This window comes from Kitasatospora sp. NPDC101183, assembly GCF_044767945.1.
Classification (GTDB): Bacteria; Actinomycetota; Actinomycetes; order Streptomycetales; family Streptomycetaceae; genus Kitasatospora.
This window is the reverse complement of record NZ_JBIWOW010000017.1, coordinates 1-14752: the sequence shown is the minus strand read 5'-3', so window position 1 is coordinate 14752 and position 14752 is coordinate 1. Positions and strand designations below refer to the sequence as shown.

The 14752-nt window shown below is 73.4% G+C and carries 12 protein-coding genes and 1 riboswitch; of the genes, 6 read left to right on the top strand and 6 right to left on the bottom strand.

The genetic code is table 11. The annotated features are described in order from the left end of the window. The first annotated feature begins 225 nt into the window (after positions 1-225). Positions 226-1683: a nucleobase:cation symporter-2 family protein gene (locus ACIRRS_RS23920; protein WP_402974158.1), complete on the top strand. Its 1458-nt coding sequence runs from the start codon at positions 226-228 to the stop codon at positions 1681-1683. 67 nt (positions 1684-1750) lie between these two features. Continuing rightward, entirely contained in the window at positions 1751-3136 is a 1386-nt protein-coding gene (locus tag ACIRRS_RS23915; protein ID WP_402974155.1) for an 8-oxoguanine deaminase, read from the top strand. 289 nt (positions 3137-3425) lie between these two features. On the opposite strand, the gene ACIRRS_RS23910 is transcribed toward ACIRRS_RS23915, so the two are convergent. Further along, positions 3426-3812: a gamma-glutamylcyclotransferase gene (locus ACIRRS_RS23910; protein ID WP_402974152.1), complete on the bottom strand. Its 387-nt coding sequence runs from the start codon at positions 3810-3812 to the stop codon at positions 3426-3428. A 99-nt stretch (positions 3813-3911) separates the two neighbouring features. Beyond that, positions 3912-5558, bottom strand: a complete 1647-nt coding sequence (gene aceB, locus ACIRRS_RS23905; RefSeq protein ID WP_402974149.1) for a malate synthase A — start codon at positions 5556-5558, stop codon at positions 3912-3914. A gap of 201 nt (positions 5559-5759) precedes the next feature. Between aceB and ACIRRS_RS23900 the strand changes: the two genes are divergently transcribed. Both ACIRRS_RS23900 and ACIRRS_RS23895 read left to right on the top strand, forming a co-directional pair. Continuing rightward, positions 5760-6557, top strand: a complete 798-nt coding sequence (locus ACIRRS_RS23900) for an IclR family transcriptional regulator (RefSeq protein ID WP_402974146.1) — start codon at positions 5760-5762, stop codon at positions 6555-6557. 204 nt (positions 6558-6761) lie between these two features. Further along, complete coding sequence (locus ACIRRS_RS23895) at positions 6762-7247, top strand: hypothetical protein (RefSeq protein ID WP_402974143.1); 486 nt, start codon at positions 6762-6764, stop codon at positions 7245-7247. Between the two features lie 49 nt (positions 7248-7296). Here ACIRRS_RS23895 and ACIRRS_RS23890 read toward each other — a convergent pair whose 3' ends face one another. Next, complete coding sequence (locus ACIRRS_RS23890) at positions 7297-8571, bottom strand: hypothetical protein (protein ID WP_402974140.1); 1275 nt, start codon at positions 8569-8571, stop codon at positions 7297-7299. Further along, positions 8572-8736, bottom strand: a riboswitch (cyclic di-AMP (ydaO/yuaA leader). A 313-nt stretch (positions 8737-9049) separates the two neighbouring features. Here ACIRRS_RS23890 and ACIRRS_RS23885 point away from each other — a divergent pair. Next, positions 9050-9379: a MoaF-related domain-containing protein gene (locus tag ACIRRS_RS23885; protein WP_402974138.1), complete on the top strand. Its 330-nt coding sequence runs from the start codon at positions 9050-9052 to the stop codon at positions 9377-9379. 123 nt (positions 9380-9502) lie between these two features. Here the strand turns inward: ACIRRS_RS23885 and ACIRRS_RS23880 are convergent, their stop codons facing one another. From ACIRRS_RS23880 to ACIRRS_RS23870, 3 genes are all read right to left on the bottom strand, one after another. Then, positions 9503-10675, bottom strand: coding sequence for an alpha/beta hydrolase (locus ACIRRS_RS23880; protein WP_402974135.1), 1173 nt, complete (start codon positions 10673-10675; stop codon positions 9503-9505). A gap of 192 nt (positions 10676-10867) precedes the next feature. Then, a complete protein-coding gene (locus tag ACIRRS_RS23875) occupies positions 10868-11869 on the bottom strand; it encodes an ArsR/SmtB family transcription factor (RefSeq protein WP_402974133.1) in 1002 nt (333 codons plus the stop codon). Positions 11870-12014: 145 nt separating this feature from the next. Then, complete coding sequence (locus ACIRRS_RS23870) at positions 12015-12644, bottom strand: TetR/AcrR family transcriptional regulator (RefSeq protein ID WP_402974130.1); 630 nt, start codon at positions 12642-12644, stop codon at positions 12015-12017. 155 nt (positions 12645-12799) lie between these two features. Between ACIRRS_RS23870 and ACIRRS_RS23865 the strand changes: the two genes are divergently transcribed. Further along, on the top strand, positions 12800-13564 hold the full coding sequence (locus ACIRRS_RS23865) for an SDR family NAD(P)-dependent oxidoreductase (RefSeq protein ID WP_402974127.1): 765 nt from the start codon (positions 12800-12802) through the stop codon (positions 13562-13564). The last annotated feature ends 1188 nt before the right edge of the window (positions 13565-14752 follow it).

Sequence of the window (14752 nt, the reverse complement as noted above, 5' to 3'; positions counted from 1 at the left end):
GCGCCGCGCGCCCCGCTTCCGCCTCACCCGTCTCATCCGTATCTCCACCCCCACCAACCGGAGTTCGTGTCTGCCTCGCGGCGGCCGGCCCGGGGCGTCCGGAGACCGCGGCCGAGGGACCCTTGCACCGCCGTCCCGCCCTCGGCCACCCGCATTCGTCAGATCGTCAGCCGGTCTTCGGCGCCCTTGGCGCGCCGGGAGCCACGGGCACAAGAGGGGCTCGACATGGCACCCAGCAACACCAGCAGTACAGACGGCGGTTCCACCCCGGCGAGAACCCTCGCGCCGGACACCCCCGGCGGCGCGGCCGGCCAGGCCGCGCCCGGGACCCATCCCGTGGACGAGATGCTGCCCCCGGCGAAGCTGTTCACCACCGGGCTGCAGCACGTCGCCGCGATGTACGCGGGGGTCGTCGCTCCCCCGCTGATCGTCGGCGCCGCGGTCGGGCTCTCCCCGGCCGACCTCGCCCTCCTCATATCGGCCAGCCTGTTCACCGCGGGCCTGGCCACCCTGCTCCAGACCCTGGGCGTCTGGCGGATCGGCGCGCGGATGCCGTTCGTCAACGGCGTCTCCTTCGCGGGCGTCGCGCCGATGGTCGCCATCGCCCGGGAGCAGGGCTCCGACAACGCCCTCCCGGTGATCTTCGGAGCGGTGATCGTCGCCGGGGTGCTCTGCTTCCTCGCGGCGCCGTACTTCTGCAAGCTCATCCGGTTCTTCCCCCCGGTCGTCCAGGGCACCGTGATCACCCTCATCGGGGTGTCCCTGCTGCCGGTGGCGGTCAACTGGGCGCGCGGCGGCTCGCCGTCCGCGCCCGGCTACGGCTCCGTACGGGCCGTCGGCCTCGCCGCGATCACCCTCGTCGCAGTGGTGCTCGGCAACCGGCTGCTGCGCGGGTTCTGGCAGCGGCTCTCCCTGCTCCTCGGCCTGGCGGTCGGCACCCTGATCGCCTTCCCGCTGGGCCTGGCCGACTTCGGCGCCGTCCAGGACGCCCAGGTCTTCTCGCTCCCCTCGCCGTTCCACTTCGGCGCCCCGCGGTTCGACGTGGCGGCGATCGCCTCGATGTGCATCGTCATGGTGGTCTCGATGACCGAGTCCACCGCCGACATGCTCGCCCTGGGCCGGATCGTCGACCGCGAGGCGGACGAACCCGTCCTCGCCGCCGGCCTGCGGGCCGACGGCCTCGCCACCGCGCTCAGCCCGGTCTTCAACGGGTTCGCGGCCAGCGCCTTCGCCCAGAACATCGGGCTGGTCGCGCTGACGAGAATCCGCAGCCGCTTCGTGGTCGCGGCCGGCGGGGGCATCCTCGTCCTGCTCGGGCTCTTCCCGGTGCTCGGGTCGGTCGTCTCCGTGGTGCCGCAGCCCGTGCTCGGCGGCGCCGGGATCGTGCTCTTCGGCACCGTCGCCGCCAGCGGCATCCGCACCCTCGCGGAGGCCGGCATGGACTCCGGCGGCAACACCATCCTCGTGTCGGTCTCGCTCGGCGTCGGCATCGTGCCGATCGCCGTGCCGACCTTCTACGACGCCTTCCCCGAGGCCGTGCGCACCCTCATGCACTCGGGGATCTCGGCCGGCTGCGTGACGGCCGTCCTGCTCAACCTGCTCTTCCACCACGTCGGAGCCGCCCGCCGGGCCAGATCCGGCCAGGCCTCCGGCGCGACGGTGTCCACCGCGACACCGTCCTGACCGGCCCGGGAGGGGCGCACCCCTTCATCGGCGCCCCTCCCGGCCCCCGCCCCCAAGGAGTCACACCATGTCAGTCCAGCCCCCGCCCGCCGACCAGCGGATCGTCATCGAGAACGCGGCGATCGCGACCGTCGACGCCGTCGACACCGAGTACGCCCGCGGGCACGTGGTGATCCTCGGCAACCGGATCGAGTCGGTCGGCGACGGCCCCGCGCCCGCCTGGCTGGACAACGTGGTGCGCCGCATCAACGCCGAGGGGCACCTCGTCACCCCCGGCCTGGTCAACACCCACCACCACTTCTACCAGTGGATCACCCGGGGGCTCGCCCAGGACTCCATCCTCTTCGACTGGCTCGTCGCCCTGTACCCGACCTGGGCGCGCATCGACGAGGACCTCGTCCACGCCGCCTCCCAGGGCTCGGCGGCGGCGCTGCTCAAATCCGGCTGCACCACGGCCTCGGACCACCACTACGTGTTCCCCCGGGACGGCGGGGACGTGCTCGGCGCCTCCGTCGAGGCCGTCCGGGAGCTGGGGCTGCGCTTCACGGCGCTGCGCGGCTCGATGGACCGCTCGCGCAAGAACGGCGGGCTGCCGCCGGACCACGCCGTCGAGGACCTCGATGCCATCCTGGCCGCCTCCGAGGCCGCCGTGGACCGGTACCACGACGCCTCCTTCGGCTCGATGCTGCACGTGGCGCTCGCGCCCTGCTCGCCGTTCTCCGTCTCGACGGACCTGCTGCGCCGGTCCGCCGAGCTGGCGCGGCGCAAGGGCGTGCGGCTGCACACCCACGGGTCGGAGACGGCGGAGGAGGAACGGTTCTGCAAGGAGCTGTTCGGCATGGGGCCGACCGACTACTTCGAGTCGGTGGGCTGGCTCGGCGAGGACGTCTGGATGGCGCACTGCGTGCACATGAACGACTCCGACATCGCCAAGTTCGCCGAGACGGGGACGGGCGTCGCGCACTGCCCCTCCTCCAACGCCCGCCTCGGCGCCGGCATCGCGCGGGTGCCCGACATGCTGCGGGCCGGCGTGCCCGTCGGGCTCGGGGTGGACGGGACGGCCTCCAACGAGTCCGGCGAGCTGGGGACGGAGCTGCGCAACGCGCTGCTCGTCAACCGGCTGCACGGCTCCCCCGCCGCGCTCACCGGGCGGCAGGCGCTGCGGCTCGGGACCATGGGCGGGGCCCGGGTGCTCGGGCGCCAGCACGAGATCGGGTCGGTGGAGGCGGGCAAGCTGGCCGACCTCGCGCTGTGGAAGGTCGACGGGGTGATGCACTCCTCGATAGCCGACCCCGTCGCGGCGCTGACCTTCGGCGCGCTGCCGCCGCTGTCCGTGCTGTTCGTCAACGGCAACGCGGTGGTGGAGAAGGGCGTGCTGACCACCGTCGACGAAGGCCAGATCGCCCTCGCCTGCGCGCGGGCCGCCAAGGAACTGGCCGCCAGGCCGGTGTGACACCCCTATGACTCCGGGAGCGACCAGGGACGGTACGCCACCCGGACTCCGCCCCGGCCTACGGGCCGGGGCGGAGCGCGGCCCCGGACCCACGGCGAGGGTTCGGGGCCGTGATGTGCGCGGGGGCGGCGAACAGGTGACAACTGACAGACGACAGATAACAGATCACAAAAAACAGCGAACAGATGTCAGCGAACATCATCTGTTCGCTGACATCTGTTCGGTGAAATCTGTCAGCTGTTATCTGTTCGCTGTTATCTGTTCGCCGTCTTTTGTGATCTGTTCGCCGTCAGGCCGTACGCCCCAGCGTCGCCAGGTAGGCGCGCCAGCCACCGTGGTGAGTGATCTCGCGGTGGACGCCGCGCTCCAGCTCGCCCCTGGCCAGCAGCATGGACAGGCAGGCCGAGCCGTCGTCCAGCCCGATCACGCCCAGCTCCAGCTCCCTCGGCTCGCCCGGCAGGATCACGTCCCGCAGGTGCTCCAGGGTGATCTCGTACAGCTCCCCCTCGATCGCGGTGTCCACGCCCGGGTCGGCGAGCAGCCCCGGGCAGACGTCGTCGATGGAGAAGAAGCGGTAGCCGGGGGCCGTCCTGGCCGGGCCGATCAGCGCGTCGGCGACCTTCGCGTGGAAGGGACCGCCGGCCATCGCCTGGCCGTTGAAGAAGATGCGCGCCATGCCTGAACTCCTTGACTACGGAAGGCCGTTCCGCACGACGGCGTGAGGACAGTGGAATCGCCGCCGTGCGGAACGGAGTTGAGGGGGCCGGGCCGTCGCTCAGCCGAGCAGCGGCAGGGCCGGGAGGGTCAGGAAATCGACGAACTCCTCCGACAGCGCGACCTGCTCGAAGAGCCGGGCGGCCTCCTCCCAGCGGCCGGCCGCGTACGCCTCCTCGCCCAACTCGGCGCACAGTTCCGCCAGTTCGGTGGCGACCAGGGAGCGCACCAGCTCGGCGGTGGTCTTCTCGCCGGTGTCGGCGAGCACGACGCCGTTGTGGATCCACTGCCAGATCTGCGAGCGCGAGATCTCGGCGGTGGCGGCGTCCTCCATCATGTTGAAGATGCCGACGGCGCCGAGCCCGCGCAGCCACGCCTCGATGTAGCGCACGCCGACCTGGACGGCGTTGTGCAGCCCCGCGCGGGTGCAGGAGCCGCCGGCGCCCGCGACGTCGAGGAGGTCGGCGGCGGTGACGGGCTCCGCCGGGCCGGGGTTGTCCTTCTGGTGGGGCCGCTCGCCGAGCACGGCGTCGAAGCAGGCGCGGGCCACGGGCACGAGGTCGGGGTGGGCGACCCAGGAGCCGTCGAAGCCGTTGCCCGCCTCGCGGTCCTTGTCGGCCCGGACCTTCTCCAGGGCGGCGGCGTTGACCTCGGGGTCGCGGCGGCTGGGGATGAACGCGGCCATCCCGCCGATGGCGTGGGCGCCGCGCCGGTGGCAGGTGCGCACCAGCAGCCGGGTGTAGGCGGCCATGAAGGGCGAGGCCATCGTGACGCCGTTGCGGTCGGGCAGGACGTAGGCCGCGCCCGCGTCGCGGAGGTTCTTGACGATCGAGAACAGGTAGTCCCAGCGCCCCGCGTTGAGCCCGGCGGCGTGCTCGCGCAGCTCGTAGAGGATCTCGTCCATCTCGAAGGCGGCGGTGACGGTCTCGATGAGGACGGTCGCGCGGACGGTGCCGTGCGGGATGCCGAGTTCGGCCTGGGCGTGGGTGAACACCTCGTTCCAGAGCCGGGCTTCGAGGTGGCTCTCGGTCTTCGGCAGGTAGAAGTACGGGCCGGAGTTCGGGTCCTCGGCGCCCTTGGCGATGAGCCGGGCGGCGTTGTGGAAGAAGTACAGGCCGAAGTCGACGAACGCGCCGGCGACGGGGGCGCCGTCGACGAGCAGGTGGTTCTCGTCGAGGTGCCAGCCGCGCGGGCGCACCACGACGGTGGCGAGTTCGGCGGCGGGCCGCAGGACGTACGCCTTGCCGCCGGGGGCGGTGAAGTCGATGCGCCCCTCGAAGGCGTCGGTCAGGTTGACCTGGCCGCCGACCACGTTCTCCCAGGTCGGGGAGGTGGCGTCCTCGAAGTCGGCGAGCCAGACGCGGGCGCCGGAGTTGAGGGCGTTGATCACCATCTTGCGGTCGGTGGGCCCGGTGATCTCGACCCTGCGGTCCCGGAGGGCACGGGGCGCCTCGGCGACCTTCCAGTCCCCGGCGCGGATGTCGGCGGTCTGGGGCAGGAAGTCCAGGGTGCCGGCGGCGGCGATCCCGGCGCGCCGGGCCCTGCGCAGCGCGAGCAGTTCCTGCCGCCGCCCCTCGAAGGCGCGATGGAGCCCGGCGACGAAGGCGAGCGCCTCGGGGGTGAGCACCTCCTGCTCCCGGTGGACGTGCGGACCGGCGACAGTGACGACCGGAGCGACGATGGAGGCGCCGACGGGATCTGCAGCCATGAGCAGGACACTCCTAAGACGGTTGAGCCTGGCGGAGGGCGCCCCGGTGGGAGCCCCCTCGGGGAACTTCCGCGATCGGAACCCGTCTGTCGGCGGGTCCGATTCTGTAAGGTGGAGACTAGTTTCCGCGATACAGAATTTCAACGGTTTGTTGAAAGATCGCCGGGACTCTACTCCGCCCCGACAGCGAAGGGAACACCGGTGGCCCGTACCCCCGACTCAGCATCGACGAACGGCACCGACCGCGCGAGCGGCGGCGTCCAGTCCGTCGAACGCGCCTTCCAGCTCCTGGAGGCGCTGGCCGACTCCGGCGGCGTGGCCACGCTGAGCGAGCTCTCCACCGCCTCGGGCCTGCCCATGCCCACCATCCACCGGCTCGTACGCACCCTCGTCCAGCAGGGCTACGTCCGCCAGGACACCGCCCGCCGCTACACCCTCGGCCCCCGGCTGATCCGCCTCGGCGAGACCGCCGGCCGCCTGCTCGGCAGCTGGGCCCGCCCGTACCTCGCCGAGCTCATGGAGGCCACCGGCGAGACCGCCAACCTGGCGGTGCTGGAGGGCGGCGAGGTCGTGTACGTCGGACAGGTGCAGTCGCGGCGCTCCATGCGGATGTTCACCGAGGTCGGGCGGCGGGTGCAGCCCCACTGCACCGGCGTCGGCAAGGCGCTGCTCGCCCAGCTCCCCGAGGACGAGGCGCGCGCGGTCCTGGGCCCCAACCCCCTGCCCGCGCACACCGAGTACACCCTCACCGACCCGCAGGAGCTGATGGACCAGCTCGCCGAGGCGCGCGAGCGCGGCTACGTGGTCGACGACCAGGAGCAGGAGATCGGCGTACGCTGCATCGCCCTCGCCGTCCCGGGCGCGCCGACGCCCACCGCGCTGTCCGTCTCCGGCCCGGAGGCCCGCATCCGGGCACTGGAGGAGCAGACCGGCGCCGCCTCCCTCGTCCCGGTGATGCACCGCATCGCCGCACGCCTCGGGCAGGTCCTGGCGCCCTGACCACCTGACCACCTGACGCCCTGAATAACCTGACGCCCTGGATATCTGACGCCCCGGATATCTGACGGTCCGTCAACTCCCGTACCCCGTTCGGGCGGACGCCCGGCGGGTTGCGCCCGGGCCCCGGCGGCGGCTCCGCCACCCTGGTGCGGACGCGGCCCGCGACCGGAGCGGGCGGCCGGAGCGAGGGCAGGGTGAGCGGGCATGGTGCGCGCAGCGGTACGGGGCGCCACGGCGATCGTGGTGGCGGGGGTCACGGCGGTGGTGGCGGCCCTCGTGGGGGCCGCGCCCGCGGCCTCCCCGGCGAAGCTGGAGGTCGTCCGCATCGACCCCGACCCCGCCCCGCCCGGCGGCACCACCACCGTGCACGCCTTCGTCGCCAACCGGGGCCCCGAGGCGACGGCCTCCCCCGTCACCGTCCTGGTCGTCCTGCCGCCGGGCGTCACCCCGCAGGGCCCGTACTTCCCCTCGGACTGCGAGGTGCTGCGCCACGGCCGCCTGGTGCGCTGCGTCTTCGGGCCCGGGCTGCCGCCGCTGCGCACCGCCACGGCGCTGGTGCCCGTGCGCCTGGACCCTGAGCTGCGCCCGGGCACGGTCGTCGGCGGGCGGGTGGAGGCGCGCAGCACGGAGGACCCGCAGGGGGACGGGCAGCCGTTCGACCTCACGGTCGCCGATCCGGCCGCCCGTTGACCCTGCGGGCCGACGGAACCCCTGGACGGAACCCCTGGACGGGTCCCCTCTAGCGGTAGACCCGCACGTAGTCGGCGGAGAAGGTGAGCGGGGCGCTCCCCTGCGGCGCGGGGTGGTACTTGCCCGCGCCCACCGACAGGTTGAGGATCAGGTACGCCGACCAGTTGGCGCCCACGCCCTTGCCGTCCGAGAAGACCTTCACGCCGTTGACGTACCAGTCCACGGAGTTGGCGCCGTAGTACGTGCCGATGGTGACCCACTGGTCCTTGGCGACGGCCTTGGCGTCCGTCCAGTACTCGGGGTTGCTCGGGTTGACGTGGTTGGTCAGCTCGAGCAGGTTCGGGTTGTCGGGGTGGTACTCGAAGGAGTCGATCTCCCCGTTGCCGTCCTTCCACGTCCAGAAGGCCGGCCAGGCGCCGGTGCCGGCGGGGAGCTTGACGCGGGTCTCGGCGTAGTCGCCGGTCTTGACCTGGAAGCCCTCGGCGGAGCCCTCGGTGGTCAGGAAGCCGGTGTTCCAGGACTGCTGGCCGTTCTCCAGCGCCGGGCCGCCGGGGGTCGCGGTGAAGGTGGCGACGCCGTTGGCGACGGTGACGTTGTTCTTGTTCAGCCAGTCCAGCTTGTTGTCGCCGGGGTTGTGGTTGCCGTACTTGTACGAGCTGCTCTTGTCGCCGACCCAGCGCTGGCCCCAGGCGATCGGGCCGTTGAACTCGTCGGACCAGGTGAGGGACTTACCGGCCACCGGGGAGGTCGGCGCGGCGGTGGGCGCCGTGGTCGGGGTGGCGGACGGGCTCGCGGACGGGGTCGCGGTGGGCTTCGGCGTGGGAGTCGGGGTCGGCGTGGGAGCCGGGGTCGGCGTCGCCGTCGCGGAGACCACGAGCTGCTGCGCGGCCAGGTTGTGCCAGGCGCCCGCCTGGTCCTGCCAGAAGCCGAACTGGGTGTACGTCCCGGCGGGCAGGCTGCGGGCCGCGCTGGTGAAGGTCGTGCCGGTCGGGCAGATCCGCACGTTGGAGGCGTTGCCGGGGAAGTCCAGGTTGGTGCCCGCGGCGTCGCGCACGCCCACGCCCACCGTCTTCGCGGTGAAGCAGGAGGAGGAGTGCAGGGCGAGCGAGGCGGTGGCCGCCTTGCCCGGGGTCATCGTGGCGGGGGTCAGACGGTCCTGGGTGACGGTCGGGGCGGTCGCGGCCTGGGCGCCGGTGGCGGCCGGGAGGCCGATCAGGCCGGCGCCGCCGATGGCGAGCGCGCCGGTGGCGGCGAGGGCGGCGGTGCGACCGCGGTGGGAGGGGAGGGCGTGGCGCGGGGCGCGGGCCCGGGCAGGCTTGTGCATGGCTGTCCTCTGCGACGCCTGCGAGGTGAGCTGTCGGGTTCGGGCTGAGGAAGCCCGGCCGCCGGTGGGAGGCGGCTTCACCCCGAGCCGCGGCCGCACGCGGGAGCGCGCAGGGCCGGGCACTGACCTTGGGTCCCCCGCTCCCGTCCACGGTGGTGCTCGACTGCCCGCCGGCGGGTGGACGGGACTCGGCGTCCCGGCGGCGGGGTCCGCGGGGGCGGACGACCTTTGCAGGCTAGGCAGGCCGTGCGTGGGCGGACAACCCTCCGGGGCAGGTTGTCGCGCACTTCACAGTGGTGTCGATCAACCACACTGCGTGGCGGGCGAGTTGATCACAGCCGTCCGGCCCGTACGGACACCGCCGCACCCGTACCGCGAAAGGACGCCCTCCCTCCTGCGCCCCGTCGGATAAATTGGAGGCCTGACATCTTCCGCAGTGCACAAGAGCCCGCCAGCTCGACCGAGGAGCCGCCCCGCCATGACCGCGTCCCTGCCCGCCTTCGCCGGCCGTACCTACGTCTTCCGGGTCGACAACGGCGCGGCGTTCCGCAACACCTACTCGGCCGACGGCACGCGGCTGCGCTGGGAGGGGCTCGGCGAGTCCGCGGGCCAGTGGGAGGACGTGCCGCTGCACGTCGCCGAGGTCGCACCGGACATCTACTTCGTGAGCTGGACGGAGCGCAGCGGGCTCACCGTCAGCCACGTGATGGACCTGGCCGGGCTCACCGTCCGGGCGTTCTGGACCTTCGAGGGCGAGGGCGGCCGCGTCGGCCAGCTGCACACCGGGACGCTGGAGCCGCAGGCCTGAGGCCGTCCGGACGGCCCGTACGCCCGGCCCGTACGCCCGGCCCGTACGCCCGGCTCGTACGCACGCACCGGGGCCCGGGATCGATCGCCGATCCCGGGCCCCGGTGCCGTTCGTCCGCCCCGTTCAGGCGGTGACGGGCGCGGCCGGCCGGTCCGGCACCGTGTCCGGCACCTTGAGGTGCTGCGAGAGCCACTCCAGGGAGGAGGGCAGCAGCGCGCTCCACGTCTCGAAGTTGTGGCCGCCGTTCTCCAGCAGGCTGTACGAGACCTTCATCGGGCTCTGCACCGCGTCGACGAACGCCTCCGTCTCCTGCCGGTAGTTCCCGTCGCCCTTCTTGGTGCCCGCGAGCAGCACGGAGACCTTCGGCTGCGGCAGGTTCTTGAGCCGCCACATCAGGTTCGCCTCGTTGCGGCGCTGCTCGCTGCCGCCGAAGAGGTCCCCGGTGGTCGGGTCGTCGGTCGGGGCGTCGTAGTACGCGGAGAGGGCGACGGCCGTCGGGAAGACGTCCGGGTGGCGCATGGCCAGCTTGAGGGCGCAGTAGCCGCCGGTGGAGTTGCCCATGAACGCCCAGGCCTGCGGGTCGGTGGAGACCCGGTAGCTGGCCTGGATCGCCGAGGGGACGTCCTTGGTGAAGTAGGTGTCGGACTGCGCCCCGTTCGGGACGTCCTCGCACTCGGTGTCCTGCGGCAGGGCCGGCGAGGGGCGCACCAGCACCATGACGGTCGGCTGCATCCGCCCCTCCTGGAGGAGCTTCAGCGCGGCGCCCGGGTAGTTGAAGCGGGTGATCAGGTTCTCGGCGATCCCCGGGAAGCCGGTGCTGACGATCACGGCCGGGAACTGCCGGTTCGCGTAGGCGGGCTGGAAGTACTGCGGCGGCAGGTAGACGTAGCCCTCGGTGGAGAGGCGGCTGGTCTTGCCGTCGATGCGGACCTTGCGGATCTCGCCGGACTGGGCGGGCTCGCGGCCCATCGCGCCGCCGCCCTTGACGGAGGCGGTGCCGATCGTGTCGACGAGCAGGCGCCCGGAGGCGTCCGCCTTGTTGTGGATGACCACCGGGCCGGTCGAGCCGGTGCCCAGCAGGTCGTCCCAACTGCTGTAGAACGCGAAGTAGTTGTTGGCCACGAGGCCGAGTGCGGCGAGCACCGTGAGCTGGGTGCCCAGCAGCGCCCCGATCCGGCCGAGCACCGCCTGCCAGCTCCTGCCCGCCAGTCTGGGCCAGAGCCAGACCGTGCCGACCGTCATCGCGACGGCGATCAGTACGGTCAGTGCCAGCACCTTGTGGCTCGTCAGACCCATGTCCCAGTTGCTCCCACGCCTCGTGCCTCCCCGCCCCCGGGGCCAGGGACATCCGGGGAGGTCCACCCGGTTCCCCCGCCGGGGCGTGAGGTCCAACCCTAGCGTCACCTGGGAGAAAGCTGGATGTCAGGTGGGCGGGGGGCCTCGTTGGGGCCCTGCTCAGGGCGTGGCCAGGGCTTGATCAGGACGTGGTCAGGGCCTGGCCGGGGCCTCGCCGGGGGTGCGCAGCAGGCGCTGGTAGAGCACGGTGCGCGAGCGGCGGGTGCGCTGGACGAGGCCGGCGCGGTGCAGGATCTGCAGGTGGTACGAGACGGTGGCGGGGCTCAGGCGCAGGCGGGTGGCGAGTTCGCCGGTGGAGTGCGGCTGGGCGAGTTCGGCCAGCAGCTTCACCCTGGTCGCGCCGAGCAGTTCGTCGCGGCCCGTGCGGGGCAGGCAGTCGGCAGGCGCGGCCGGGTAGACGATCATCGGGCTGCGGGGCGCCGGGGCGCCCGGGGGTTCGCCGCCGCAGAAGACGGCCCTGCGGACGAAGACGCTGGGGACGAGGATCGCGGCCTCGGCGGTCAGCTCCATGTGGTGGACGCCGGGGGCGAGGAGCCGCACCTGGAGGACACCGTCGTGCTCCTCCAGGTTGGGGGCGAGGCGGTCGAGGGTCTCGGAGATCCCCCGGGTCGCGATCGCCGAGGCGCGGGCGGCGACCTCGCCCTCCAGGCGTGAGCGGATGCCGGGCCAGTGGGGTGCGAGGGCGGCCTGCCAGAACTGCTCCAGCTCCCCGGCGAGGCGCTGGGCGAGGTGCTCCTCGCCCCGCTCCAGGGCCGTGAGGAGCAGGCGGGGCGGGCGGCGGGCCGGGGTGCGGTCCCAGGAGTGGCCGCCGACGGCCGCCGCCAGCTCGTAGTGGACGCGCTCGGCCGGGGTGGTGGCGACCCGGTGCAGGGCGGCGGCGAGCGTGGTGTCGAGGCCGACGGTCTCGGGGCGCAGGAAGTCGGGGGCGTAGCCGAGCGGGCCGCCTCCGGCGACGACGGCGAGCAGGCCGAGCCCGCGGTCGGTCAGGGCCCGTACGGCGTTGTCGCGCCAGCGCGGGCCGAGGGTCTGCGGGGAGCGGGCGAGGATGAAGAGGAGGTCCTTGGCCGTGTCCAGCGGGGACGCGGCGAAGCGGACCCTGCCGAGGCCCCGCGCGCCCAGATCGATCCGGATCATGAGCTGCCCCTCCCGGCGGGTCCTTCCCGGCCGGTCGTCCGGCCTCGGAGGGCCATCGAATCATCCGGCGGTGGACACGTCACCCGGTTCCCTGGATTCCGTTCCGGGAAAGGGAGTTGGGACGGCTTATCGGCCTGACGCGCGGTCAGGCGGGCCCGTTCGCGCGGGACCACAGGCGCAGGCCCTGGGTGAGTTCGAGCATGCAGCGGCCGCCGAGGTCCTGCGGAGAGCCGGGGCCGACGGCGGCGGCCTCGGAGGAGGCCCACTGCTCCAGGGCCACGCGGATCGCAGCCGTCGCGGCGGCGGCGGCGAGCCGGATCTCCAGCGGGTCGGTGCCGGGCGGGCAGCGCTCGGCGAGGACCTCGCGCAGCCGGGCCTCGGAGTCGGCGTGGACGCGCTGCCAGGTGCCGTCCAGGCGCGGGTCGCGCAGGAGGCTGCGGGTCCAGTGCATCGCCTCGACGGCGTCGTCGTCGGCGGGGGTGAGGGAGGCGACGGCCGCCCGTTCCAGCGCCTCGCGCGGCGGCAGGTCGGCGGGGGCGGCGGCGAACTGGTCGACCCACTCCCGTCCGCCGGCCGCCAGCAGGGGGGCGACGGCGTCCTCCTTGACCGAGAAGTAGCGGTAGAAGGTGCGCAGCGAGATCCCGGCGGCCTGGGCGATCTCCTCGGCGGTGGTCGCCTCGGCGCCCTGCTCGGCGAAGAGCGAGGCGGCGGTACGGGCGATCTCCAGCCGGGTGGCCTCGCGGCGGCGCTGGTTCAGGGTGGGGCGTCCGGTCACGGGCTCAGCGTACGCGGCCGGGTGCCATGTCGGCGCGACGTGCCGTTGTGACAGCTTGCGCCTTTGTGACACTCCTCGCCTTATTGGCACAACGTGCCACTCGGGCGTACGGTGTCTCTCGAGGTCGAGAGACCACGAACGAACGGAGTACCACCATGGAGCGCTTCAGCGGACGGAACGTCCTCGTCACCGGCGGCGGCTCGGGCATCGGCCGGGCCACCGTGCACCGGATGCTCGCCGAGGGCGGGAACGTCGTCGCCGTCGACGTCGACGAGAACGGCCTGAAGAGGACCCTGGACCGCGCGCAGGCCGACGGCACCGCGGACCGCCTCACCGTCCAGGTCCTCGACATCTCCGACGAGAACGCCGTCGTCGCGGGCGTCGCCGAGGCCGTCGCCGGGCTCGGCGGCCTCGACGTCCTCGTCAACGCGGCCGGCATCCTGCGCTCCGCGCACACCCACGAGACCACCCTCGCGTTCTGGAACAAGGTCCTCGCGGTCAACCTCACCGGCACCTTCCTGATGACCCGCGAAGCCCTCCCGGCGCTGCTCGCCGGCGGCAAGGGCGTGGTGGTCAACTTCAGCTCCACCTCCGCCACCTTCGCCCACCCCTACATGGCCGCGTACGCCGCGACCAAGGGCGGCATCCAGTCCTTCACCCACGCCATCGCCCTCGAGTACGCCAAGCAGGGCCTGCGCGCCGTCTGCGTCGCCCCCGGCAGCATCGACAGCGGCATGACCAACAACCCCGGCCTGCCCGCCGACGCCGACCTCTCCCTCCTCGCCAAGCTCTCCCCCGCCCTCGGCCACGGCTTCGCCGGCCCGGAGACCGTCGCCGGCGTGATCGCCATGCTCGCCTCCGACGACGGCGCCTTCGTCACGGGCACCGAGATCCGCATCGACGGCGGCACCCACATGTGACCCACCCGACCCACCGGGGCGGGCTGGCGCCGGCGTTGGCGGGCCCGGCGCCCGCTCGCCTTCGGTGTCGCGGCCCGCAGCGCCGGGCCGCGACGCCGTCCCGCCCTGAGCGCGGCTTCTGAGCAGGGGCTCTCCCGGGGTTGAGTCAGCCGCCCCGAGCAACCCTCGCACCTCGCCCGCTGCACGATCCCCTGTTGCGTCGCGGCCCGCAGCGCCGGACCGCGACGGCGTGGGATGCCTTGGGCCCGACGATCCGGGGCGGCGGCTCCACGTCCGCCGCCCTCGTGGCCACCCATGCAGCTCGCGCGGCGCGGCGCGCGGGCGCCCTGGCCTGAGGCCGCAGTCTCATCCGCCCCACGGCCAGCGGCCGGGGCCATCGCAGCTGTGGCCGGCCCGGCGCCCGATCCCGTGGACGCAAGCCGAGGGCGACGACCTCGCATCGGCGAGTTCGCCGCCTCGAACGGGCGTACGCCTCACACGCTGCACAAGACCCCCAGAGCGTCGCGGCCCGCAGCGCCGGGCCGCGACGGCATCACACGCCCCGAGCCTGATCCGCAGGCAGCCGCCCGTACGGTCGCCATCGGCCGAACTCGCCTCGGCGGACGCCTCGTTCGCCGCCCGACCAACGTATGCGGTCGGGCGCCGATCGTTCCGGGTTCGGAGGAGCAACTCGCCCAGGGTGAGTTCACACCCGCCCCGCCCGCCGCCCCTTGCTTCCCGGCCCGGCCCGCCCGTCTGCGCCGACCGCGCCCACTGATCCGGGTTGCGCAGGAAGTCGGCCGGTCCGACTTCCTGCGCGCTCCGGCCGCCACCAGCCGGGGCAGGCGACTGACAGAAGGCCGCACAGGAAGTCGGCGGGTTCGACTTCCTGTGCGGCCCGACGGCACCGCGCCCCGGGCTCGACAGCCCGGGGCGCCCCGCCGGTTTGGTCGCCCTCAGCCGAACTCGCCCCGACGGACGCCTCGTTCGCCGCACGGCCAGGGCTCGTCCAGGACCTCAGAAGAGGGCATGGCCTGGGGCAAGTTCGCAGCCACCAACAACCCGCGCGCCTCGCCCGCTGCACGGCCCCCCGTCGCGGGGGGGGGCGGGGGGGCGGGGCCCCCCCGCGGGGGGGGGGGGGGGCCCCCCCCGCCGGGGCGGCGGCCGCACAAACACAGCCCCGGCCGGAGGCACACACGCCGCGGTCGC